This is a genomic window from Psychrobium sp. nBUS_13 (assembly GCF_051201665.1).
Classification (GTDB): domain Bacteria; phylum Pseudomonadota; class Gammaproteobacteria; order Enterobacterales; family Psychrobiaceae; genus Psychrobium.
The window spans coordinates 2562818-2585106 of the sequence record NZ_CP179210.1 but is presented as its reverse complement, the minus strand read 5'-3'; the positions used below and the strand labels follow the sequence as shown (position 1 = coordinate 2585106).

Genomic DNA, 22289 nt, shown 5'->3' with positions numbered 1-22289 from the left:
TGTTACAAATTGCTGATTTACGATAAAAATTAGAGAGATTGGTTTGCTCATCCTTTGTGATGGCGATATATTAGCATCAGTTTTATTTGAGTAGTGGCGATAAACTGAAACACCACTGATTTCCTGTCTAATTAAAGAAGAATAATAATGAAAAAAATCATTCCATTGGCTATTTTATTAGCCGCTACGCAAGTCGCTTGTAACGACAGTAGCAAAGATGCTGTTGAACAAAAAGCAGTTAAAAAAGTCCCTGAAATTAACCTTCAAACAGTAACCAACGACGTTACCTATTTAGCATCTGATGAGCTAGAAGGTCGTGGAACCTTTACGCCTGGTATTACTAAAGCCGCAGAATTTATCGGTAAACGTTTTAAAGAAGCTGGTTTAGTTCCTTTAGATGGTGCGATGGGCTATGAACAGGATTTCTCACTTTATAATGTTAAGCCTGAGTCTGTTGCTGTTAATTTAAACGGTGAAGTAATTAGCGCTGAAATGGTTGCCGTTGCGACGAGCAATGAATCGTTAAACTGGGACGATTCAACGTCAGTCGCTTTAACTGTTATTGGAAAGGATGATGATTTTCTCGAAAAAATAGGTGAACTTAATCAACGCGGTGGCAGTAATCTTGTTGTGATTGATCCTGCTCACGAAGGCATGTTTAAACGTTATCAAGCGTATTTTGGTGGCGGGTTAAATAAATTTGAAATCAATACTGATAATACGTTGGTGATGGTTGTTACTGCGATTACCGATGTTAAGTCTGTTGCCGTTAATGTCACTAATACGGTTAAAACACAATCATTATCCAATGTCGTTGGTGTATTGCCGGGTAAATCAAAAGAAGTCGTTTTATTCTCTGCTCACTACGATCATTTAGGTGTTGATGAGCAAGCGGAAGGTGACAAAATTTACAACGGTGCTGATGATGATGCATCAGGTACTGCAGCTATTATGAACTTAGCACAGTATTATCGTGACCAAGGCGATAATCAACGCACACTCGTATTTTCAGCGTTTACAGCCGAAGAAATTGGCGGCTATGGTTCTAAATATTTCTCAAATCATATCGACAGTGACAATATTGTAGCGATGGTAAATATTGAAATGATTGGTAAGCCGTCTAAATTTGGTGCAGGCACCTTTTGGATGACAGGTTTTGACCGTTCAAATCTTGGTTCACTAATGAATAAATCTTTAAAAGCAATGAATACTGAGGTTCACCCTGATCCTTACCCTGAACAACGTTTATTTTACCGCTCAGATAACGCGACATTAGCGCGCTTAGGTGTGCCAGCCCATAGCTTTTCGTCAACGCAACTGGATAAAGACAAGCATTATCACAAAGCGTCAGATGATGTTGCGAGCCTTGATTTAGCGTCAATGACTAAAGTGATTAATTCTATCGCCATTGCTAGCCAGAGTTTGGTTGACGGTAAAGCAACACCAACGCGTGTTGATACCTCTAAAGTAAATAAAAACGGTTTGATTTTCTAATTCGGTTAATAAGTCGTTTAAGTTTAATAAGGCAAACAGAATAGCTGTTTGCCTTTGTTGGAAATATTATGAAAAAGAATGAACGGTTTATCCGTTTGACCATTGCCGCTTTTATGGTGGTATTTGGTTTGCTGTCGTTGTCTCAAACTGGCTTTTTTGTTATTCGATATCTGACAATTGATCAGCCACTAGATGCAAACGGCGTTAGTGTGTTTGTTGGTAGCTTATGGCGAACATATTGGATGTTTTTTGGTGCCTATTTGATTCAATTCCCTTTCAAACAGATATTCGAGCGTAAGCTATTGTTTTCGGTTGTAATGGCAAGCTTTTTTGTTTGTTTAGCTACGTTATTTATGTATTACTAGCACGCGCGTTTGAGTGAGCCTAACCACATAAAATAATAATTGAGCGTACAGGTGTATACATTTGTACGCCAATTTCGCATAATACGCGCAAATTTATATTCTTCGAGAGATTAGGGCGCTAATGATTGCTGTACTTCGTGTCATTTTTTTACTCCCGTTAATAATACTTGCATGTATTGGCGGGATCTTTATCTGTTTATTACGTCCATTTCATCGCAATAACACTTACTTGATGGCTCAAATGCTGTCAAAGTTTGCACCGTTATTCGGTGTTAAACTTATTGTTCGTATACCTAAAGACGTAACCACAAGCTCTAAAGTGATTATTGCCAATCATCAGAACAATTTTGACGTTATTACTATTTGTGCTGGCGTAACGCGCGGAGTGGTGAGCCTTGGTAAGAAAAGTTTGATTTGGGTGCCGTTTTTTGGGCAACTATATTGGTTAAGTGGCAACATACTAATTGACCGTAAAAATAAAACCAAAGCGGCCGGCACTATCGCACAGACCGCTGAGAAAATGCTTGAAGGTGGTTTGTCGGTATGGATATTTCCCGAAGGGACTCGCAGTCGAGGTCGTGGGTTATTACCATTTAAAACTGGCGCTTTTCATACCGCAATTCAAGCGAAAGTTGATGTTATTCCTGTAGTGATGAGTAGTTCCGATAGCATTAGTCTTAACCGTTGGAACAACGGTACATTGATTATTGAAAGCCTGCCGGCAATGCCTTTTGCCCAAATGAGTAAAGAAAATGTGAGAGAGCTGTCTAAGACTGCCCATAGCAATATGCTACAAAAGCTCAATGAACTTGATGCTGAAGTGAATGAACTTAACAAAAAGACTGCCTGATGGTGCAATTTAACTGAGCTTTCAGGTTATAATGCACTTAGCAAATTATTAGAGAATGACTATGTCTGTAGAAAACACGTCAGTAGAAAAAGAAATTGAACATCAGAAAGCTGATAATCGTGAGATTGTTTCAAGCATTTTAGCGGATGGTAGTAATCCTGATGCTGAATATCCAATCGAGCATCATTTATCATGTGCCAATTTCGACAAACTAGAGAAAGCGGCTGTTGATGCATTTAAACTTGGTTTTGAAGTATCTGATGCTGAAGAACTTGAGTTAGACGATGGCGCGATTATTTATTGTTTTGATGCGACTATTGATCATAAGCTTGAAGTAGAACGTCTAGATAAAGACACTGAAGCATTGATTCGGTTAGCCTTTAAAAACCAGATCCAATATGATGGTTGGGGTACCTATTTCATCGATGAAGATGGCGTAGTTCATGGTGATGAAGACGATGACGAAGAATTCTTCGAATAATCGGAAAATTGTTTTTAAAAAGCGAATCTTAGATTCGCTTTTTTTATGTCTGTTAGAAAATTAAAATTGTTGTATGGCTGACAAAAATGTTCTAAATTAACAGCGTCTATATAGCTATTTAGATGTAAAAGGGTGTTTGTGAAGAAGTTTATTATTTTAATTTTAATCACTGCTGGTGGTTGGCAATTTTACAATAGTCAAAACGGTGAAGTGAAACAGAAAGTAAGCAGTGTTGCTGATCAAGTATTGAATAGTTCTGCGATGGAAACGTTAGAAAAGGCGAAACTATTGACTCAGTCGAGTTTTCGTTGCGATGGTCGCCAACTATGTTCTCAAATGGGATCTTTTAAAGAAGCGGTGTTTTTCTTAAAAAACTGCCCTGACACGAAGATGGATGGTGATCACGATGGCATTCCATGTGAGCGTCAGTTTAATCAATAAAATTGGCGCTGTTCCAAAATACTGTTGTCACCCGTAAGCCGCGACTAATATTTGCTGTTTATCTAGCTTTGCGTTGCTTTCCCTGAACCACGCAAGATAATTAGATAAATACTTCGTTGCCACACCTTTCATTTTTCCGTTAATCCAGCCTTTAAAGTTAGCTATCGCGCCATTCACCGTTTGGATATTGTACACCTCATCTATTACTCTGATTTCACCGTTGATTAACCGCTTATGGTCACCATGTTTTTGTTTGGCAATTGCCACATAGGACCACGAACCATCGCTGCATAATACCATTAATTGCATTAAATATTTGCCCACTTGTACTTGTTAAAATTAACTAAAATGGCGTTGCTCTCAATCCTAATAGCCAGCTATTAGTCAATCGAGCGCCTTGTTTTAGCTGATTTTCTCTACGCACAACAAGATCACTTACTTAATGCAATTGGTATAATACCGAGTGTTCAGTGATATTTTCAGCTAAATTCGCTGCTATTTCTGCCGTTGTATCAGCGGCTAACATAGGGTTAATCATATGGTTGCTGCGATCTATCGATAAAAGAACGGCAACTTGACCATCCTTGGTTCGTTTATCGATGCCGCCCCCTCGTTTTCTGGGCTGACGTTGCTCCGCTAAAGTGTTCGAACCTTTTTCTGAGTAAGCTAGAAAAAACTCATCAACTTCAATAATTCCCGATAGCTTATCGTCATTTTTACCCGCTTGAGCAACCAGAAAACGATGTCGCCATAAGAAAGCCGTTTTAAGGTTAATACCACAAATATCGGCAGCTTCTCTTAGGGTTAATTTTAATTGCATACAACGGGCATAATCTTCCCACAGATGAGATTTATGTAATCGAGCGAATGGTGTCTTAGTCTTGTTGTTAAAGGTTTTATGACAACCTTTACAGCGGTATCTCTGTATCGCACCTGATTTCCCCCACTTTTTCAATTGAGTGGATTCGCAATGAGGGCATTGTGGGATAGGTCAAAAAGAGGCTGAATAATTTCATCGGTACTGATTTCAGCCACTAGGGCTTGAATTGACTGATGAACTATCTCTCTTTGCGCTGGAGTCATCGAGGAAAGTTGTTTCGTTATCCGGTGAAGCTTACTTACAAATGATTTAGTATTGATTACCAATACATTCAATAAGTTAATCTCACTATTGAGTATAGACAACAATTAGCTAAAACAGCGCCTGAAAACAATATTGCGAAATATGTTGCCAAGAAAGATGGTGTAGAATACGAAATGACGAAAACTAGTGAACTTCCCATCAACATTTTCTCGCAAAGTGATGAACTTCTAGTATTCGCAAAAGAAAAAATAGACGAATATAAAAATAAGTGTGTACAAAAAACATAACAAAAACAGTCAATCGGACTGTCGCACTTTTTGCAAAAGCACGCAAAAGTTCCGCCAGCAAAATTCGCCGTTGCTGTAAGCGTTAAACATACTAGTCGAGTCTGTGCATCGCTTTACGATATACATCACTTTTGTCGCGCTTGCCGACTGCTAGAACAGTGACCGTAATGATATTATCTTCGACTGCATAGACTAGGCGGTAGGCTGATTGGCGAAGTTTTATTTTAGACAAATTCTCTGAACCAGACAATTTGGCAGAAACAACATGAGGTGAACAGAGCCTCTCTCTGAGCTTTTTTTTGAATTGCTCCTGTAGAGTTGAGCCGAGTTTGTTCTATTCCTTTAATGCACTCTTTTTAAATTCGAGATCATAGATCATCGATATTTACCGAGACGCTGGGCTCGTGTTTTCGTTCTGCGGCGATCGATAGAAGCTCGAGATCTTCTAATCGATCCATTAATAGTTCATACGCAGCAGCGGGAACGCAATAAAAGGCTGGTTCATTCCTATTTAGGACAGCAACAGGGTCACCAGAAGCACTAGTCGCAACCTTCATTGGGTTTGCTTTTAGTTCTGTGATACTTGCAGCTATTTCTGCTAATATTCGAGTGGTCATTATAGGTCCCTTATTCGGCCTTTAAGTAGGTCATGATAAAGTTGTGTCGTAGGTTTAACAAGTGACTATGAAAGCTGATTCTCAACGTGGTCACATTAATTGTAAAAACAAAAGGCGCAACAAATTGTGCCAGCATTGCTCACGGCTTATGGGGGCGTGGTATTTCACCATGATTAAAGAACTTGCCAAATTCTGGGAAAGGGAATTCAATAACTTCCCTCCTGAAGCGCACAACTTGAAGCATGAGTTCAAGGATCGTTGGATTCGATTCCATTCGTTACCAGAATCAAAAAGGTACCCAGAAAACGAACAAGAGTATCTTGAGGTTCTTCGTAGGCACAATGCCGTGCTTCAAGAGCTAGTTGGTAAAAGTAATGTTCTTGTTGTTTTACCCGAGTATTCTGAATCTAAAGAACCCACAAAACCAGAGCTAACAACGATATTTCCTGTTACAGAATCGTGGTGCTCGCTTGAGCAACACGATGAAGATGACGACTACGAACTCTATTGGCATCTTCATGTATCTGAAGTTAATTTCACTGGACGCGAGTTAAATAGCCTATTTCGTCTGGTGGCTAACGATGAAGCTGGCAACATTATGATTATTAATCCCTGCAAAGGCGTGGTATTTCACCCTTATGATGGTGGCGCCGACATTGTGTTAGCATCTACAAAGCAAAGAGACCAACTCAAGGAAAAGCACAATGAATGGCTGTCAGCGCATCCCGAGGGTTTCTAAACAGTAAGAGCGTAAAATAAAGTATATATATCCATAATTAAGCTTTTTCTGTGCTGTTTTCTGGAGTGTCGAAACTTTATATTTAAGATATTTATTTGAATTGCTCGAACTTCTCTCTCATTTCTAGTACTAACTATTCTCGGTGAGATTAACTGCGGTTAATTTTCTTCTTCGTGTGACGCAGCCATAGCCATCAACAGAGGGCTGTGGCATAGTAGAGCAACATTTTTATTTGGAATTTTTTTAATGTTTTCAAGACTTAGTCAATCGGTCATTTTGTTAGCAGTTATTGGGCTTGCAGGTTGTCAATCAACAAACTCTTCAACAGCTCAAGAGCCTGTCCAAGCGAATAGTCCTTTTGGGCAATTGATTATTAGTGAGCCGCTGCCAATCGATTTTAAAAAAGAAGTTGCGCTAGCCCGAATATCTGATTTTTTGACTAAAGAAGATCTGACGAACGAGCAACGTGCGAAGGGATTTTATGATCGAGGTTTGTTATATGACAGCTTTGGTTTGCCAAGTCTTGCCCGTATCGATTTTAATAGAGCGCTTCGCGTTAATCCGCAAATGGCCGATGCTTACAACTTTATTGGCGTTCATTACACGCTGATTGGTCAGTTTGATAAAGCGTATGAAGCCTTTGATGCAACGATAGAATTAGCGCCTGAACACCAGTATGTTTATCTCAATCGTGGTGTTTCACTTCATTATGGCGGTAAACCTAAATTAGCGATTGAAGACTTAACGAAGTTTCATGAATTTGATAAAACGGACCCTTATCGTGTTATTTGGCGCTATTTAGCCCAAAACAAGCTTGATAAAGCTGGCGCTTTAAAACAGTTACGCGCGAGCCGTGAAGGCATTAAAGCAAACGTGTGGGGCAGACAGATTATTGATTTGTTCTTAATGAATATTTCACAAGCTCAGTTTATCAATGGTTTAGGCCGCAATATTGAAAACCCAACTCAGCTGGCTGAACGCTTATGTGAAGCGTATTTTTACTTAGGTGTTTTTGCTCGCATGTATGACCAACCAGAATTGGCGCTTAATTACTTTAAACTTGCCTTGTCGACTAATGTGTACGAGTTCGTCGAACATCGCTTTGCGCGTCGTGAATTACTTGAAACACGATTAGAGCTGCACAAACAAAAACAGATTGCTCATGAGAAACAACAAGCGGAGGCTGGGAAGTCGTCGTAATGTTTGATGCTGTATCTTTTAATTCGTTGTTTTTTAGTCAACTATTTATATTAGCCGCTGCTCACTTTTTTGCCTTGGCTAGCCCTGGGCCAGATTTAGCTGTCGTCGTTAAGCAAAGTATTCGTTATGGAAAACGAAATGCAATTATCACCAGCATAGGTATTGGCAGTGCTATTTTGGTACACGTTGCCTATAGTGCCGTTGGTATTGGTTTGCTCATTAAAAACTCACCGTTGTTGTTTGACATACTCAAGTACGCTTGTGCGGCGTATTTAGCCTTTATTGGTTATAAATCGTTGCGTGTTAAGGCAAGTGAGCCAGAGCAATTTAATCAACAAGTTAGAGCCGAAGAGCAAAGTGGACGCAAAGCCTTTGGTTTGGGTTTTATTACTAATGTTTTGAACCCTAAGGCAACGTTGTTCTTTTTATCTATTTTCTCTGTGGTTGTGTCTCATGACACACCGAGCTTATGGTTAGGCACTTACGCTATATATTTATCATTAGCGACAATGACATGGTTTTGTTTTGTTTCTTTGGTGTTAAGTAAAGCGGCTGTGCGTAATAAGTTCTTAACGATGGGACATTATTTTGATTGGGTAATGGGCGTGGTACTTATTGGTTTAGCCATTAAGGTGGCCTTTAGTTCCTTATAACCGTTCGTGTAAATACATTGTTTTAAAGCCCGTAAAATTACGGGCTTTTTATTATCTGCGCTTTAATTATACCAATTGCATTAAATATTTGCCCACTTGTACTTGTTAAAATTAACTAAAATGGCGTTGCTCTCAATCCTAATAGCCAGCTATTAGGGCGTGTTGATCTTTGCTGTACATTTCGTATTCAACAATACATCGGTAGCCACATTAACATGAATGCCAGCGATAACATGCTGGCATAATTCCTTTCTAGCTTGTCATATCTACTTGAAATAGCTCGATAATGCTTAATTCTGCCAAAGGCATTTTCGACCAAGTGACGATACTCGTATAGACACCAATCCATACTGTCTTTGTCTATATCTTGTCCGTAATTGCGTTTCGCAATTACCGTTTCTCCGCCACGTTCTTTAACAAAAGTACGGAAAGGTTCGCTGTCATATCCTTTATCACAAATGATGGTATTAACTTCATCGAGTTGCTCAACCAAGCTTTCGCCATGCACTATATCGTGGCGTTGTCCTTCTGATAAATCAAAGCAAATCGGCAAGCCACCACTATCCACGGCTAAGTGAATTTTGGTTGAGTTGCCCCCGCGACTTTTTCCTATTTGCTCTGAGCTTTCAGTCGCTGCCCCTGTACTATGCTGATGCGCTCGAACTATAGAGCCATCAAGAAAGACCCATTCAAAATCAGCCATGCTAGATAAACTTCTGAAAAGCTTATCTAAAATCCCTTTCTTTGACCAAAGATTAAATCGTCTGTAAACGGTATTCCAGTCTCCGAACTCAGACGGTAGATCTCGCCAAGGGATACCTGTTCTCATTCGATAAAGTATTCCTTCAAATGTCATTCGATGTTCAATTTTATCGTAAATACGACCTGTACTTTTCATAACTTGGAGTAGCAGTTCCCAGCGAATATCAGTTAGCATTGTTCTTGGCATGGTATTGGTTATCGTTTTATTTTTGGCGAAGCAAATTATAACTCTTTACCATGCCGTTCAAAAAACACTCACGAAAGATCAACACGCCCTAGTCAATCGAGCGCCTTGTTTTAGCTGATTTTCTCTACGCACAACAAGATCACTTACTTAATGCAATTGGTATAAAACTCTGTGCCACCACTGTGAGGATCGTTACTACGCGCCATGGCAAAGGCACCCGGACAATGAGTTTGCCAATATTGATTTTTTGCTTTGTTAGCGCCAACAGCAAAACCATTTAGAAAACCAGTATCCTTTGCATAACCGTCACCTGATTTTAAATAGGTAACAGGGAGTGACGTTTTAGCGTGATGAATACGTTCAGATTTTATGTTATTTTTCGCCGTTTTTACGTCACGTTTTTCTAGCATGTCGCCGCCTTGAGCGACAAAGTTTTCAACAAAGCGATAAAAATTTAGTCCTTTATATACCCGTGATCATTGAAAGTGCTTGATTTTTTAGCTAATGAGATCATGATAGTCACATGAAAAAGATTGCTCTCACCGACATTCAAAAAGAAACGTTAGAATCTCGACATAAAAAAGCGAGAGATAAGCGTGAGTGCGATCGAATTAAAGCTATTCTATTGCGTGACGAAGGCTGGTCTTCGCCAATGATTGCTCAAGCGTTACGCATTCACGAAACGTCAGTTGTTAGATATATTGATGACTACATTCGTCGTGAAAAATTAACCATCAACAGCGGCGGCTCTACTAGTTATCTTAATCATCAGCAAACGCAACAGTTAATTGCACACCTGTGTGAAGTAACTTACCTACATAGCCATCAAATACTTGATCATATTGAGAGTGAGTACGACATTAAATACACGGTGCCTGGTCTCAATAAATGGTTACATCAGCATGGCTTTAGTTATAAAAAGCCCAAAGGCGTTCCTCATAATTTTGATGAGGAAAAGCAAGCAGCTTTTATCGCACATTATAACCAGCTTAAATCAACGCTGGCCCCTAATGAGCCAATCTTGTTTATGGATGCTGTTCATCCAACACAAGCGACAAAAATCACGGCAGGCTGGATTAAAAAAGGGGAAAATAAACCCATTAAAACCACAGGAAGTCGAACACGAATTAATGTAGTGGGAGCTATCCGATTGGGTCACTTAGAGGAAGCAGTGATAAGGCAATATAATAAGACAGTCAACGGTGAATCTATCGTTGATTTTTTAAATGAAGTCAGAGCCAATTATCAGACGAGCGGTATGCTTCATATGGTTCTTGATGGTGCTGGTTATCACCGTAATCAGATAGTGATTGATGAAGCCGAAAAGCTCAATATCAAGTTACATTATTTACCACCCTATAGTCCTAATTTAAACCCAATAGAACGGCTATGGAAGGTAATGAACAAAAATGCGAGAAATAGCCAATATTTTTCAAGTACTAAAGAGTATCTACGGCGTATTAGCGATTTTTTTTAGTCAACATTACCCGATATTGCCAATACACTTGACGATACGATCAATGATAATTTTCAAATATTAAAAACTGCACTTTGAAGTTGATTTAGTATAAAAGTCTTCTTTAGCCAGTTTACGAAATTGCTCAGCGTGATGAGGCTCTAGTAATGGATTGAGTTCGACTCGTAATCGGTAGGTCTAGTGTTAAAATCACTGAGGGGCCACAATTTTTTCTTTGTTTTTTATGTGCTTATCTATTTTTAATCCTGTTTTTATTACCTTGAAATATCTGGTGCTAGAGTTGAGAAGCATTAGAAATAATCATGAAAAATATTTCATCAATAAATTTCATTGTTAATTAAATATCACTTATTTCAAAATAAGATACTCTCATAGCTCCGTTTCGTCCATTTTAAATAAACCTTTAATATTTACTTGCCTAGAAGTACTAAATACAGCCCAAAGCACTCATTGTGAGACTGTGTAATGTATAGATTGGATTAGAAAGTATTATTCAGGTAATGTTTATCGAAAGGGTAAAAACATACGTATATAGAATGAAGATCATGAATGTGTATAGTAAGCACCGTAAGCGTCTCGCCAAAGACACATACCTTTCATAAGTGATCTTGGATAGGGTATCTCCAATTTTATTAAGGAGATTAACATGAGTAAACATCGAAGCCTCGAACAATGGCAAGACATCATTAATCTGCACCAATCCAGTGGCTTGAGCGTTAGTGATTTTTGCCGCGACAATAACATTTCAACCACAGCCTTTTATGCAACTAAGAAGAAGTTAACTAAGGAAACATCAAGCTTTGTAAAAGTCAGCGTCACTCAACCGTTAAAAATTAATACAGAAATAGCTCCTATTGTTCTTACTGTAGGCCTCGCCAAGGTGTGCTTACCACAATCAACATCGCCAATGTACTTGGCACAGCTGCTTAAGGGGTTGCATCATGAAGATGTTTGTTAATCCAAGCGCTGTCTATCTGTATCGCGATGTAGTCGATTTTCGAAAGTCCATCGATGGCCTTATTGCTATTGTAGAGCAAGAGCTTAAATACGATGCCTACACCGGCGCACTGTTCTTATTCTCTAATAAAGCCAAAGATAAATTGAAATTAGTCTATTGGGATAAAACGGGCTTTGCCCTGTGGTATAAACGCCTTGAAAAACACAAATTCAAATGGCCAAGTCAACTTGATAGCGAGGATGTTGTGTTAACAGAGCAACAACTCACTTGGCTATTGTCTGGTTACGATGTCCTTGGTCATCAAGAATTACATTATCAGTCCGATCTGGGATAGCGCAATACACAAGTCAACGATCGTTGACACGATCAGATTTTCTATTTGAGCTGAACAGTCACAATGGCGCTATAACATTGCTACACTGACGGCATGAAATTTGATGCCAACACATTGCCCAACGACCCAGAACAACTCAAGAGCATGCTGCTTGAGTTGCAGTACGTTGTGCAAAAGCAAAACAAAGAGTTAGCGCAGCAAAAGTCTCTCTATCAAGAACTACTTGATGCGTATAACGCCAAGATTGCCAAAGAATACGGCAAAAAGTCAGAGAAAATGCCAGGGGCTGGTGAAGTATTTAACGAAGTAGAAGCTCAATTGGATGACATAGAAACGCTGTCTGACACAGAAAAAGCGCTCCTCATCGCCAATGATGAACCACACACCGAAAAAGCAAAACCCAAGCGCACACCATTACCCGAGGCCTTACCTCGCAAAGAGGTGGTGGTTGATTTACACGACGACGCTAAAGTCTGTAGTCACTGTCAAAGTGCGTTACATAAAATGGGGGAAGCAGAAAGTGAAACGCTCGAATTTGTACCTGCTCATATCAAGGTTATTAAAACCGTTCGTCCCAAATACGCATGCAGAGCGTGTGAAAAAGAGGGCATACAAAGCGATATCCAGATAGCGCCTATGCCGTCAACTCCTATCCCTAAAAGTATTGCTACGCCAAGTTTACTCAGTCAAATCATTACCTGTAAGTATCAGTTTGGCTTACCGTTGTATCGACAAGAAACGTGGTTTGGCGATATCGGCATAACGATTAATCGTAAAACCATGTCGAGTTGGATGGTTCGTTGTAGCGAACTGCTTGAACCGTTGTATGACACACTCAAAGAACAGTTACTCCAACAACCTGCGATTCATGCGGATGAAACACCGCTCAAGGTTATCAAAGCTAACAAAGCGACCAGCTATATGTGGTTATATTGTTGCGGTGATGACAAACCTGAAGGTAAGACAAACATCGTCTTATTTGATTATCACAACAGTCGTGCAGGACAATGCGCCATTGATTTTCTCGATGATTACTCAGGTTACATGCACGTTGATGGCTACAAAGGTTATGAAAAAACCAGCGCCACTTTAGTGGCTTGTCTTGCTCATATCCGTCGCAAGTTCATTGAAGCAAAAGGCAACAACAAGACAACCGGTAAAGCCGACGTAGCGCTTAACTTCATTGGTAAACTCTATGGTATAGAGCAATCGCTTAAAGAGATGAAGGACGATGAAAAATACAAGGCTCGCCAACAACAAGCCAAACCCATTGTCGAAGAGTTTTATCACTGGCTTGTAGAGCACAAAGAAAAACTGTCTCCGCAAAGGCCGCTGTCAAAAGCCATTACCTATGCACTGAATCAGTATGAAAAATTCAAACGCTACCTTGATGATGGTAAGTTAAGTATTGATAACAATCGTGCAGAACGAGCCATAAAACCGTTTGTGATTGGACGCAAGGCTTGGTTGTTTTCCCATACCCCAAGAGGTGCGAAAGCCAGCGCCGTTCTCTATAGTTTGGTGGAAACCGCTAAGGCTAACGGCCTTGTTGTACATGACTATATATCCCACTGTTTAGAGCAGATTGCTGAAAATCCTGATGCTCTTGAATCACTAATGCCTTGGAATTTTAAATAGCTAGGTGTCGTTGCCTAGACTCTTACTAAGCACCTAACCAACCACCTTATTGATATTCCAAGGCCGAATGTCTCAATATCGTCAACGGTTTCTGCTTGGGGTAACAGAGTAAAGACTGTTTTTAAATAAGCTGACGGATCTAAGTTGTTTGCTTTTGCACTCTCAACCAAGCTGTATAAATTCGCACTGGCCTTGGCTCCCTCTACGCTCGTAGAGGACAGCCAGTTTTTTCGACCAACAACAAAAGGTCTAGTGCAATTTTCAGCATGATTATTATCTATCGGCCACGCGCCATTCTCCGTATACCGACTCAATTTGCACCACTGATTACTTAAATAGGTGAGCGCATTCGTTAACTTGGCTGATTTTACGGGGTGCTTTAAGGATTTATCGAGCCACTTCTTTAACGCCACTAATACTGGGGCGCTTTCTTGTTGCCGAACGCGATATTTTTTATCCGTTGTCTCTGCTTTTATTTTTACTTCGATCCGAAATAGTTTTTGAATATAGGATAACGCCTGCTCGGGTTTTCCAACCGTCCTTTAGGTTGTGCATCACTGGCTTCTTTAAAGTAACGTCTAGCATGTGCCCAGCAACCTAAGTGCGTTAAATCATTGATTTTCGCTACAGCATCGTAAACCGCATAACCATCCGTCATTAACGTACCCTTAAAATCACCGAGCATAAGCTCGGCCACGCTGCTTTCTCTGGTAGGGCTGTAGTGAAACAATACCATGCGCTGGTCGGAATTATTGGTCATTATCCACATACGACTTTGTTGGCTCGCACTACGCCCCGCTTCTTTTAGTACCTGAGTGACGGTTTCATCCATAAAAAGCACGTTTTGTGCTCTTAGTACATAAAGCCCTAAATTAATCAGGGGTTGCACTAGCTGACCACACTTAATCATCCAGTTCGCCATACTGGTTGAGTCAAGCTCAACGCCTAAGCGTTTAAAAATAAGGTTGCTCTGACGGTAAAGCGGTAAACCGTCACAATATTTATGCGTAGCTATTTGAGATAATAATCCTGGACTGGCGATTGACTTTTCAATCGGTTGCGGGGGCTTTTTGGCGGTAATAAAATAATCATTACAACACGGGCACATGTATTTACGGCGAACGTGGTTTAAAACGGTTATCTTCGCAGGAATGTAATCCAGTTGCTTATGGCATTCATCACTAAAATGTCTTAATGCTTGGTTGTCATGAGGGCAGAATTTTTCATCCTCACCTAAATCATGAATAATGTCGATGACAGACAGGTTATCTGGAAATGATACACGCTTTGTTTTGCGTTGATGTGCAAGAACGAGTGTTGTATTTTCTTCAGCGTCGTCTTCATCACTTAATAGCTCAGCTTCGTCAAATAAGCCTAATTGGTCAGGAGACCATTTTTCACTCGATGCACCAAACCGTTGTTGGTTCATATAGCGAATGTATTCTTCTAATGAGGCGATTTTGTCGGACTTTTTAGTGATTGTTTTCTCTTTATCGTCAAGCACACTTTCTGCTCAGACAACTGAGTTTCTAGCGCTAAAATGCGTTGTTGTAATTGCTTGTTTTCTTGGCTAAGCTGATGATTTTTCATGGTTGGATTATAACAAAAAACGACTAGAAAACCGAGTCGAACTCGATGTATCTATGTGGTTTTATTGCACTAATATCAAAACCTCGCAGTAACCAGAGTAACTGCTCTTCATCTATTTTAATAGCGGTGGGCTCATGCTTTTTAGGCCACTTGAATTTGTCTTTTTCAAGGCGTTTGTACCACAAACAAAACCCCGTTTTATCCCAGTAAAGTAATTTCAATTTGTTACGTTGCTTTGAGCAAAAAACAAATAAAGCGCCTGAGCTTAACGACTCCTTCATCGTCAGTTCAACAATAGCTGCAAGGCCATCAATTTGTTTTCTAAAAGCAACGGGGTCACGATGCAAATAAACGGCAGAAGGCTGAATAAACATCTTCATGTGAGTTGCCCCACTAAATTGACGAGCCAGCTCACCTCAGTTTTACTATCGAGTGTTAGCTCAATATTACCGATATTTAGCTTAATGTCATGTAGGGGCACAGTGCCTCTGTGCTCAGGCTCTGCCAAGTGAATTTGAGAAAACGGAGATTGAACAGTGGTTGTGACTATTGACGTTTCAGAGGTGAATTTTGCTTTGTTTTTGTAAAAGTTAGACGTGGATATACAGTGTTCAAGGCAAAACTGTTTTATTGATAAATCACTTTCATTTTGGTTTTTAAAAAGTGTAACTGCATATTAACATCCATCTTGATCACCCAATAACATCGATGCTGATCACTTTTGGGAAAAATGTTATTGAGTTTTTAGCTTAGATTAATGCTCGAATTTCATCCTTTTTTATCTCCTCTATAGGTGTTTTTAACCGTTATCCTTTTCTCTTTTTTGATGATGAGGGTAACCATGCCAACGGCACCTATTTCTATGCGTAAATTAAAAGAGATTATTCGGTTAAAGTACGGCTGTAAATTAACTCACCGTCAAATTGCAAAAAGCTTGTCAATATCGTCAGGCTCTGTTTCAACTTATGCCAATCGAGCTGCTCAACTTGAGATAACTACTTGGCCTTTACCTGATAAATGGGATGATCAATCCCTTAGACAAGCATTTTTCAATACAAAAACTCAGCCCAAACGCTATGTATTACCTGATTGGTCGGTAGTTCAGCAAGAGCTACGCCAGAAAACGATGACACTATTACTGTTATGGGAAGAATACAAAGAGCGCCACCCTGAAGGTTATTACAGCTACAATCATTATTGTCGCCAATATAAATCATGGCTTAAATGCCAAAAGCCATCGATGCGACAAAATCATAAAGCCGGTGAAAAACTCTTTGTAGATTACTGTGGCCCAACCATGACTATTGTTGATGCCAGTACAGGTGAATGCCGTACTGCACAAGTATTCGTCGCAGTCATGGGCGCATCTAATTACACCTATGCTGAGGCAACCTACAGTCAAAAGCTCGAAGATTGGGTAATGAGTCACGCCCGTTGTTTTGAGTTTCTAGGTGGCGTGCCTGAATTAGTTATTCCAGATAATTTAAAAAGCGCTGTAACCAAACACTGTCGATATGAGCCTGATTTAAACCCGACGTACCAACAGTTAGCGACACATTACGATACGGTTATTGTGCCTGCTAGGCCTTATAAACCAAAAGATAAATCTAAAGCAGAAGTAGGCGTTCAAATCGTTGAACGCTGGATCATGGCTCGTCTTCGCAATGAAACCTTCTTCAGCTTGCGTCAACTTAATTTGAAAATACAAGCGCTTCTCGTTGATTTAAACCAGAGGCAAATGAAAAAACATCCTGGCTCAAGGCTCAGTCAGTTTGAAACTATTGATAAGCCTGCACTCAAACCACTGCCCACACAAGCTTACAGCTATACATTAGTGAAACAAGTTAGCGTGCATATTGATTATCATGTCGAAGTGGAAAAACACTACTACTCAGTACCACATACCTTAATCAAACAAAAGCTCGAAGCCCATGCCACAGGGCAGTTGGTGACACTTTATCATCAAGGCGTGCAAGTCGCCGTTCACCCAAGATCACACCGAGAAGGGGCACACACCACGCTTGAGCTGCATATGCCCATCGCTCATCAAAAACAGCAGCAATGGACACCACAACGATTTGAACGTTGGGCGGCTAAATTTGGCACATCTACTGAGCAATTTGTTATGCAATTGATGCAAGCTAAAAAGCACCCCGAGCAGAGCTACCGTGCTTGTATGGGCTTATTGAGTTTAGGAAAGAAGTATAGCGTTCAACGACTTGAAGCGGCTTGTTATCGCGCCTTAGCTACAGGTATTACGCGCGTAAAACAAGTAAAAGCGATCTTAGACAAAGGGTTGGATAAACAACCATTACCTGAAGCTCAAGGAGATTTATTACAAGAGATCGAGCATCAAAATATCCGTGGTAGCCACTATTACCACTAACCTCAACATTCAATAAAATGAAGGTAAAACCATGCAAAATATAACTCAACAAATCAGTAGCCAATTAAGTAGCTTAAAACTAAGCGGTATACGTGATGCGCTATTGCATCAAAATGAACATCCCAATCTCTACGTAGAGCAAAGCTTTGAAGAGCGACTGAGCTTACTACTGGAAAACGAAGTAACTCAGCGAGAACAGCGTAAAATTGAGCGTTTAACTCGTCAAGCTAAATTCAGAGTTGGCGGTACACTTAGTCAGCTCAACTATGGTGCAGCACGTCAACTAGATAAAACAAAAATCCGCTCACTGGCACAAGGAGAGTGGCTTCGCCTTCATCAAAACATACTGATCACTGGTGCAACGGGGTGTGGCAAAACGTACCTAGCGTGCGCCCTTGGTCACAACCATTGCCAACAAGGGTTTAGTGTTTATTATTTTAGACTTAAAGAGCTATTAGAAAAAATGTTTCTTGCGCAAGCTGATGGAAGTTATCGCAAACTCATCAACAAGCTGAGTAGTGCTAATTTGTTGATCTTAGATGATTGGGGATTAGAGCCATTAACGGCTCAACAACGCAGTGATTTACTCGAATTAATTGATGCCAGATATGATACGAAATCGACCTTAATTGCCAGCCAATTACCGATAGAAAATTGGTATGAAATGATCGGAGAATCGACTCATGCCGATGCTATTTTAGATCGGCTCGTTCACGGTGCAATAAAGTTAGAATTAAAAGGAGAATCGATGCGTAAAAAACTAAATTCCTTGACTGATGCTGATCACTCAAGTTAGATTTTAGTGAGGTCTATAGAGTGATAAAAAAGCGATCAGCATCAATGTTATTGACCGATCAACATCATGTTATTACGCAAGTGGAACCATTGTTGTTGTGTTCGTCGCATGATGATCTCCTTAAATAATTAAAGAGATCATAGGCTAATGCTAATGGCTAGAGAATTAGGTGGTTGGTTAGGTGCTTACTGTGTATAGAGATGCAGGCTTAAATAGAAACACTATAACTTTGTAGTATAAAGAAACAGCTCAACGAATCGATTTAGATGCAATTGATAAACTTTGTGAATTGTTTGAATGTGAAGTTGAAGATTTATTAGAGAGAAAAAACGATTAAAAGAGAGTAGTTTATTTCAGGTAAAACTTTGAAACTAGTTGTAGGGAGTGTTCATAATTCTGTGTCATTTCAGTAGAATATAATAAAACAGGAATGACACATGACTAACTCTTTTGATTTTGAGCAAGCATTAACAGATTTACAAGCTGGTAAAAGCCTCACTGGTAAAGATGGCATCTTAGGCCCTTTGATTAAGCAATTAACCGAAGCGGCTCTTAATGCCGAACTAGAGCACCACTTAGCCAACGATAATCAATCTAATAGGTAACTACTCAGCACTTCAAAGCTAGTGTTTTAAATTAATTGAAAAATAAAAAATGATCGACTTGCTTGATCATTCTGAGCCGTTATTCTATGGGTCTCTCTATTCAGTAGTTTGAGCAATGAAAATAAGCGGCATCGATATTGAAAAAAATATCGACAACATAAAAAAGCAAATCGAGACGGATAAAACATTGTCCCCATCAATGCGTGCCGCTATCGATTTATTGTTGCTTATCGTCACTTTATTGTCCCAACGGTTAGGCCTTAACAGTCGAAATAGCAGTAAACCACCATCATCAGATCCTAATCGAAAAAAGAAGCCTAACGCTAATAGTTCAAATGCATCGGGTGGGCAACTCGGTCATAAAGGAACAACTTTACCGCTTGATGAACGACCTGATATCAACCATAAAATAGTTCTTGATAGAACGCTATTACCACCAGGGAGTTATACCGATATGGGGGTGGAAACCCGTCAGGTAGTGGATATAGAGTTTAAGCGCGTCGTAACTCAATACCAAGCCCAAATTCTTGAAAACGAATTTGGTAAGCGATTCGTTGCTCCATTTCCAACGGGGGTTAATAGTCGAATTCAATATGGTAATGGGCTAAAGGCTCACGCGGTTTACTTGTCTCAATATCAGCTACTCCCTTACGAGCGTATTCGTGAATATTTTACCGACCAACTTAACATTCCACTGAGTAGTGGCAGTCTGTACAACTTCATTAATACAGCTTACCGTCATCTCGATGAGACGAATGCGCTTGAATTCATCAAGGAAAGTTTGAAGAATGAATCAGTGCTTCATGCTGATGAAACAGGCATTAACATTAACGGTCAACGTCAATGGTTACACAATGCATCATCATTAAAATGGACCTATCTATCGGCTCATGAGAAACGAGGTTGTGATGCCATCAATGCCATTGGAATACTACCCGACTTCACTGGTGTGATGTGTCATGATCACTGGAAGCCGTACTATCGTTATGATTGTCAACATGCTTTATGCAATGCTCATCATCTGCGAGAACTCACACGTGCATACGAACAGGATGGCAAGAGCTGGGCTGAAACGATGCGTATTTTTTTAATAGAGCTTAATCAGGAAGTTGAAGATAGCGGTGGAGTGATTAGCGACAAAAGACAATTAATGAGTCGCCTTCAATATCGAGATATTTTAAAAGAGGGTGAACACGAAAGCCCTCCGCCAGCGATAATCGTCGGGAAACGTGGACGCCCTAAGAAATCAAAATCGCGCAATTTATTAGAGCGATTACAGAGTTACGAAGATGATGTACTCAGATTTATGGTGGATAAAATTGTGCCTTTCACGAACAATCAGGGTGAAAATGATTTGAGAATGGTGAAAGTTCAGCAAAAGATATCGGGCTGCTTTAGAAGCAAGCATGGTTCCGTCATGTTTTTTGGCCTTAGAAGCTACCTGTCAAGTTGTAAAAAACAAGGGGTCAGTGCGTCTACTGCTTTGTCATTATTATTAAACGGAGCACTACCAAATATCTTCCCCCCTGCTGAGTAGTTACTCTAATAGAAAGAATGGCAGAACAAGTAAAAACATCAAACACCCGTCTGGTAATTTTGAACTCGACACTCCGCGAGACCGCAATGGAACATTTGAACCTCAATTAGTGAAGAAAAATCAAACCTCACTATCAGATGAAATCGATCGCAAAATACTCTCGATGTTTAGCTTGGGAATGAGTTATCGTGATATCAATGCACATGTAGAGGAGATGTACGGTATTAACGTGGCCACAGGAACGATTAGCGCAGTCACTGACAAGCTTATTCCTGAGCTTAAAGCATGGCAACAAAGGCCATTAGATAGCCATTACCCAATTGTTTGGCTCGATGCTATTCATTATAAGGTCAAAGAAAACGGTCGCTACATCAGCAAAGCTGTCTACACGTTATTAGCACTTAATATGCAGGGTAAAAAAGAGATATTAGGGTTGCATTTATCAGAAAACGAAGGGGCTAATTATTGGCTTTCAGTGCTGACCGACCTTAATAATCGCGGTGTTAAAGATATTCTTATTGCCTGCGTAGATGGGCTAACCGGCTTTCCTGAAGCCATAGCAGCTATCTTTCCTGAGACAGAAACACAGCTTTGCATCATTCATCAAATTCGAAACTCACTTAAGTACGTCGCGTCTAAAAATCAGAAAGCCTTTATGGCCGATTTAAAACCTGTCTATCGTGCACCCACAAAGGAAGCAGCTGAATTAGCACTCGATAAACTAGAAGAGAAGTGGGGCGAAAAATATCCGCTGGTTATTAATTCCTGGCGCAGGAAGTGGCACAATCTATCTCACTATTTTAAGTACCCTGAGCACATCAGGAAGGTGATATATACCACGAACGCCGTTGAAGCGGTTCATCGTCAGTTTAGAAAGTTAACAAAGACGAAAGGCGCATTCCCGAACGAAAATAGCTTGTTGAAGCTGTTGTATGCTGGCATATTGAATGCTTCTGAGAAATGGACGATGCCAATCCATAACTGGAGCTTGTGTGTTTCTCAGTTAGCGATATATTTTGAGGGGCGTTTAGATAGCGTCATTGATATTTAGAAAATTAAGCCTGACACAGAATATTGAACGCCCTCCCAGCTGGAAGTGGGCTCACTTTCGTGTCAGACATTAGCCTGTATCTGCATCATTACAACGCAGCATTAGCTTTCTCCAGCCTTACCGTGTTCCGCATGGAACGCATAATGCGAAGGGACTCTCGATCACGAAAGAGTACGTGCCAACCTCTTTCCTTCCCTCGTTGCCGTTTTGGCCACAGCGTATTAACCACTTCCGCTGCTTCTCGCATTACGCATCTTACATGGGTTCACTTTCATTCATCATACTGACTCCCTAGCACTTACCCGACTTGTGGTTATCAGAAGGAACATCCTCTCGCGATTATTTTCCCGTCCAATGGACTTTGTTACATTGTCAGACTCGCTACTTTATTCAGAGTCTTAGGGTCATCTGGTGATACAGATGGTTCACTCTTATCGCGGTGAACAGCGTTACATACGACTTCACGTCGCACGGCACAAACTGAGATAGGTTTGATTGTTGTGAGCTATTAAAAATGTCTTTCAGCTGTTACATGTACCTTTTAATGCTTTACCTGCTTTAAATTATGGGACATTTGAAACGGCTATTTGAATTTTAGTACTACGACCTTTACTAGCAGTTCAGGCAGATACTTCAAATCACTTTGATTGTTTACCACAAAAAGGCTTTCCGTAGCTTAAAATCAGAGCGAGTTAACTATCATTGTTATCACGTCGACTTACTGTACATTATTATCAATTTTTTTGTAGAGTGACAG

At 40.1% G+C, this 22289-nt stretch carries 21 protein-coding genes and 7 pseudogenes; 18 read left to right on the top strand and 10 right to left on the bottom strand.

Annotated features, from left to right (window positions below; translation table 11 throughout):
* The first annotated feature begins 147 nt into the window (after positions 1-147).
* The 5 genes from ACMAZF_RS11835 (at position 148) to ACMAZF_RS11815 (ending at position 3631) form a co-directional block, all read left to right on the top strand.
* Positions 148-1494, top strand: a complete 1347-nt coding sequence (locus tag ACMAZF_RS11835; RefSeq protein ID WP_435274031.1) for a M20/M25/M40 family metallo-hydrolase — start codon at positions 148-150, stop codon at positions 1492-1494.
* Positions 1495-1562: 68 nt separating this feature from the next.
* The gene (locus tag ACMAZF_RS11830) at positions 1563-1859 is read left to right on the top strand and encodes a hypothetical protein (RefSeq protein WP_435274030.1); all 297 of its coding nucleotides are present in this window, start codon (positions 1563-1565) and stop codon (positions 1857-1859) included.
* Between the two features lie 121 nt (positions 1860-1980).
* The gene (locus ACMAZF_RS11825) at positions 1981-2709 is read left to right on the top strand and encodes a 1-acylglycerol-3-phosphate O-acyltransferase (protein WP_435274029.1); all 729 of its coding nucleotides are present in this window, start codon (positions 1981-1983) and stop codon (positions 2707-2709) included.
* Between the two features lie 61 nt (positions 2710-2770).
* Positions 2771-3190 (top strand): ribonuclease E inhibitor RraB, encoded by a 420-nt coding sequence (gene rraB, locus ACMAZF_RS11820; protein ID WP_435274028.1) that lies wholly within the window; start codon positions 2771-2773, stop codon positions 3188-3190.
* A 138-nt stretch (positions 3191-3328) separates the two neighbouring features.
* The gene (locus ACMAZF_RS11815) at positions 3329-3631 is read left to right on the top strand and encodes an excalibur calcium-binding domain-containing protein (RefSeq protein WP_435274027.1); all 303 of its coding nucleotides are present in this window, start codon (positions 3329-3331) and stop codon (positions 3629-3631) included.
* A 27-nt stretch (positions 3632-3658) separates the two neighbouring features.
* Here the strand turns inward: ACMAZF_RS11815 and ACMAZF_RS11810 are convergent, their stop codons facing one another.
* From ACMAZF_RS11810 to ACMAZF_RS11795, 4 genes and pseudogenes are all read right to left on the bottom strand, one after another.
* Positions 3659-3955, bottom strand: a complete 297-nt coding sequence (locus tag ACMAZF_RS11810; protein WP_435274026.1) for a transposase — start codon at positions 3953-3955, stop codon at positions 3659-3661.
* Between the two features lie 130 nt (positions 3956-4085).
* Positions 4086-4771: pseudogene (locus tag ACMAZF_RS11805) on the bottom strand (IS1595 family transposase); the annotation flags it as partial.
* A 322-nt stretch (positions 4772-5093) separates the two neighbouring features.
* Positions 5094-5381: pseudogene (locus ACMAZF_RS11800) on the bottom strand (type II toxin-antitoxin system RelE family toxin).
* Complete coding sequence (locus ACMAZF_RS11795; protein WP_435274025.1) at positions 5371-5619, bottom strand: type II toxin-antitoxin system Phd/YefM family antitoxin; 249 nt, start codon at positions 5617-5619, stop codon at positions 5371-5373. The pseudogene ACMAZF_RS11800 and the gene ACMAZF_RS11795 overlap by 11 nt, the downstream one beginning before the upstream one ends.
* Positions 5620-5788: 169 nt before the next feature.
* Between ACMAZF_RS11795 and ACMAZF_RS11790 the strand changes: the two genes are divergently transcribed.
* From ACMAZF_RS11790 to ACMAZF_RS11780, 3 genes are all read left to right on the top strand, one after another.
* Positions 5789-6358: a DUF3885 domain-containing protein gene (locus tag ACMAZF_RS11790; protein ID WP_435274024.1), complete on the top strand. Its 570-nt coding sequence runs from the start codon at positions 5789-5791 to the stop codon at positions 6356-6358.
* A gap of 246 nt (positions 6359-6604) precedes the next feature.
* On the top strand, positions 6605-7558 hold the full coding sequence (gene nlpI / locus ACMAZF_RS11785; RefSeq protein ID WP_435274023.1) for a lipoprotein NlpI: 954 nt from the start codon (positions 6605-6607) through the stop codon (positions 7556-7558).
* On the top strand, positions 7558-8211 hold the full coding sequence (locus tag ACMAZF_RS11780; protein WP_435274022.1) for a LysE family translocator: 654 nt from the start codon (positions 7558-7560) through the stop codon (positions 8209-8211). The genes nlpI and ACMAZF_RS11780 overlap by 1 nt, the downstream gene beginning before the upstream one ends.
* Positions 8212-8398: 187 nt before the next feature.
* On the opposite strand, the gene ACMAZF_RS11775 is transcribed toward ACMAZF_RS11780, so the two are convergent.
* Both ACMAZF_RS11775 and ACMAZF_RS11770 read right to left on the bottom strand, forming a co-directional pair.
* The gene (locus ACMAZF_RS11775; protein ID WP_435274021.1) at positions 8399-9160 is read right to left on the bottom strand and encodes an IS5 family transposase; all 762 of its coding nucleotides are present in this window, start codon (positions 9158-9160) and stop codon (positions 8399-8401) included.
* A gap of 143 nt (positions 9161-9303) precedes the next feature.
* A pseudogene (locus tag ACMAZF_RS11770) lies at positions 9304-9618 on the bottom strand (peptidylprolyl isomerase); the annotation flags it as partial.
* Positions 9619-9683: 65 nt separating this feature from the next.
* Between ACMAZF_RS11770 and ACMAZF_RS11765 the strand changes: the two are divergent.
* From ACMAZF_RS11765 to tnpC (ACMAZF_RS11750), 4 genes and pseudogenes are all read left to right on the top strand, one after another.
* Positions 9684-10715, top strand: a pseudogene (locus ACMAZF_RS11765) (IS630 family transposase).
* Between the two features lie 568 nt (positions 10716-11283).
* Complete coding sequence (gene tnpA / locus ACMAZF_RS11760; protein WP_435274020.1) at positions 11284-11595, top strand: IS66 family insertion sequence element accessory protein TnpA; 312 nt, start codon at positions 11284-11286, stop codon at positions 11593-11595.
* The gene (gene tnpB, locus ACMAZF_RS11755; RefSeq protein ID WP_435274019.1) at positions 11579-11929 is read left to right on the top strand and encodes an IS66 family insertion sequence element accessory protein TnpB; all 351 of its coding nucleotides are present in this window, start codon (positions 11579-11581) and stop codon (positions 11927-11929) included. The genes tnpA and tnpB (ACMAZF_RS11755) overlap by 17 nt, the downstream gene beginning before the upstream one ends.
* Before the next feature lie 93 nt (positions 11930-12022).
* Positions 12023-13567 (top strand): IS66 family transposase, encoded by a 1545-nt coding sequence (tnpC, locus tag ACMAZF_RS11750; RefSeq protein ID WP_435274018.1) that lies wholly within the window; start codon positions 12023-12025, stop codon positions 13565-13567.
* Between the two features lie 14 nt (positions 13568-13581).
* Here tnpC (ACMAZF_RS11750) and ACMAZF_RS11745 read toward each other — a convergent pair whose 3' ends face one another.
* The 4 genes and pseudogenes from ACMAZF_RS11745 to ACMAZF_RS11730 all read right to left on the bottom strand — a co-directional run.
* A complete protein-coding gene (locus ACMAZF_RS11745; RefSeq protein ID WP_435277236.1) occupies positions 13582-14043 on the bottom strand; it encodes an IS66 family transposase in 462 nt (153 codons plus the stop codon).
* A 2-nt stretch (positions 14044-14045) separates the two neighbouring features.
* Positions 14046-15071: an IS66 family transposase gene (tnpC, locus tag ACMAZF_RS11740; RefSeq protein WP_435274017.1), complete on the bottom strand. Its 1026-nt coding sequence runs from the start codon at positions 15069-15071 to the stop codon at positions 14046-14048.
* Positions 15072-15180: 109 nt separating this feature from the next.
* Positions 15181-15537, bottom strand: a complete 357-nt coding sequence (gene tnpB / locus ACMAZF_RS11735) for an IS66 family insertion sequence element accessory protein TnpB (RefSeq protein WP_435274016.1) — start codon at positions 15535-15537, stop codon at positions 15181-15183.
* Positions 15534-15806: pseudogene (locus tag ACMAZF_RS11730) on the bottom strand (hypothetical protein); the annotation flags it as partial. The gene tnpB (ACMAZF_RS11735) and the pseudogene ACMAZF_RS11730, both read right to left, overlap by 4 nt.
* A 192-nt stretch (positions 15807-15998) precedes the next feature.
* Between ACMAZF_RS11730 and istA the strand changes: the two are divergent.
* The 6 genes and pseudogenes from istA to ACMAZF_RS11700 form a co-directional block, all read left to right on the top strand.
* Entirely contained in the window at positions 15999-17543 is a 1545-nt protein-coding gene (gene istA, locus ACMAZF_RS11725) for an IS21 family transposase (protein WP_435274015.1), read from the top strand.
* A gap of 31 nt (positions 17544-17574) precedes the next feature.
* The gene (gene istB / locus ACMAZF_RS11720; protein ID WP_435274014.1) at positions 17575-18339 is read left to right on the top strand and encodes an IS21-like element helper ATPase IstB; all 765 of its coding nucleotides are present in this window, start codon (positions 17575-17577) and stop codon (positions 18337-18339) included.
* 247 nt (positions 18340-18586) lie between these two features.
* A pseudogene (locus ACMAZF_RS11715) lies at positions 18587-18676 on the top strand (helix-turn-helix domain-containing protein); the annotation flags it as partial.
* A 100-nt stretch (positions 18677-18776) separates the two neighbouring features.
* Positions 18777-18944, top strand: coding sequence for a hypothetical protein (locus ACMAZF_RS11710; RefSeq protein ID WP_435277296.1), 168 nt, complete (start codon positions 18777-18779; stop codon positions 18942-18944).
* A 115-nt stretch (positions 18945-19059) separates the two neighbouring features.
* On the top strand, positions 19060-20481 hold the full coding sequence (gene tnpC / locus ACMAZF_RS11705; protein ID WP_435274013.1) for an IS66 family transposase: 1422 nt from the start codon (positions 19060-19062) through the stop codon (positions 20479-20481).
* 7 nt (positions 20482-20488) lie between these two features.
* A pseudogene (locus ACMAZF_RS11700) lies at positions 20489-21532 on the top strand (IS256 family transposase); the annotation flags it as partial.
* Positions 21533-22289 lie beyond the last annotated feature (757 nt).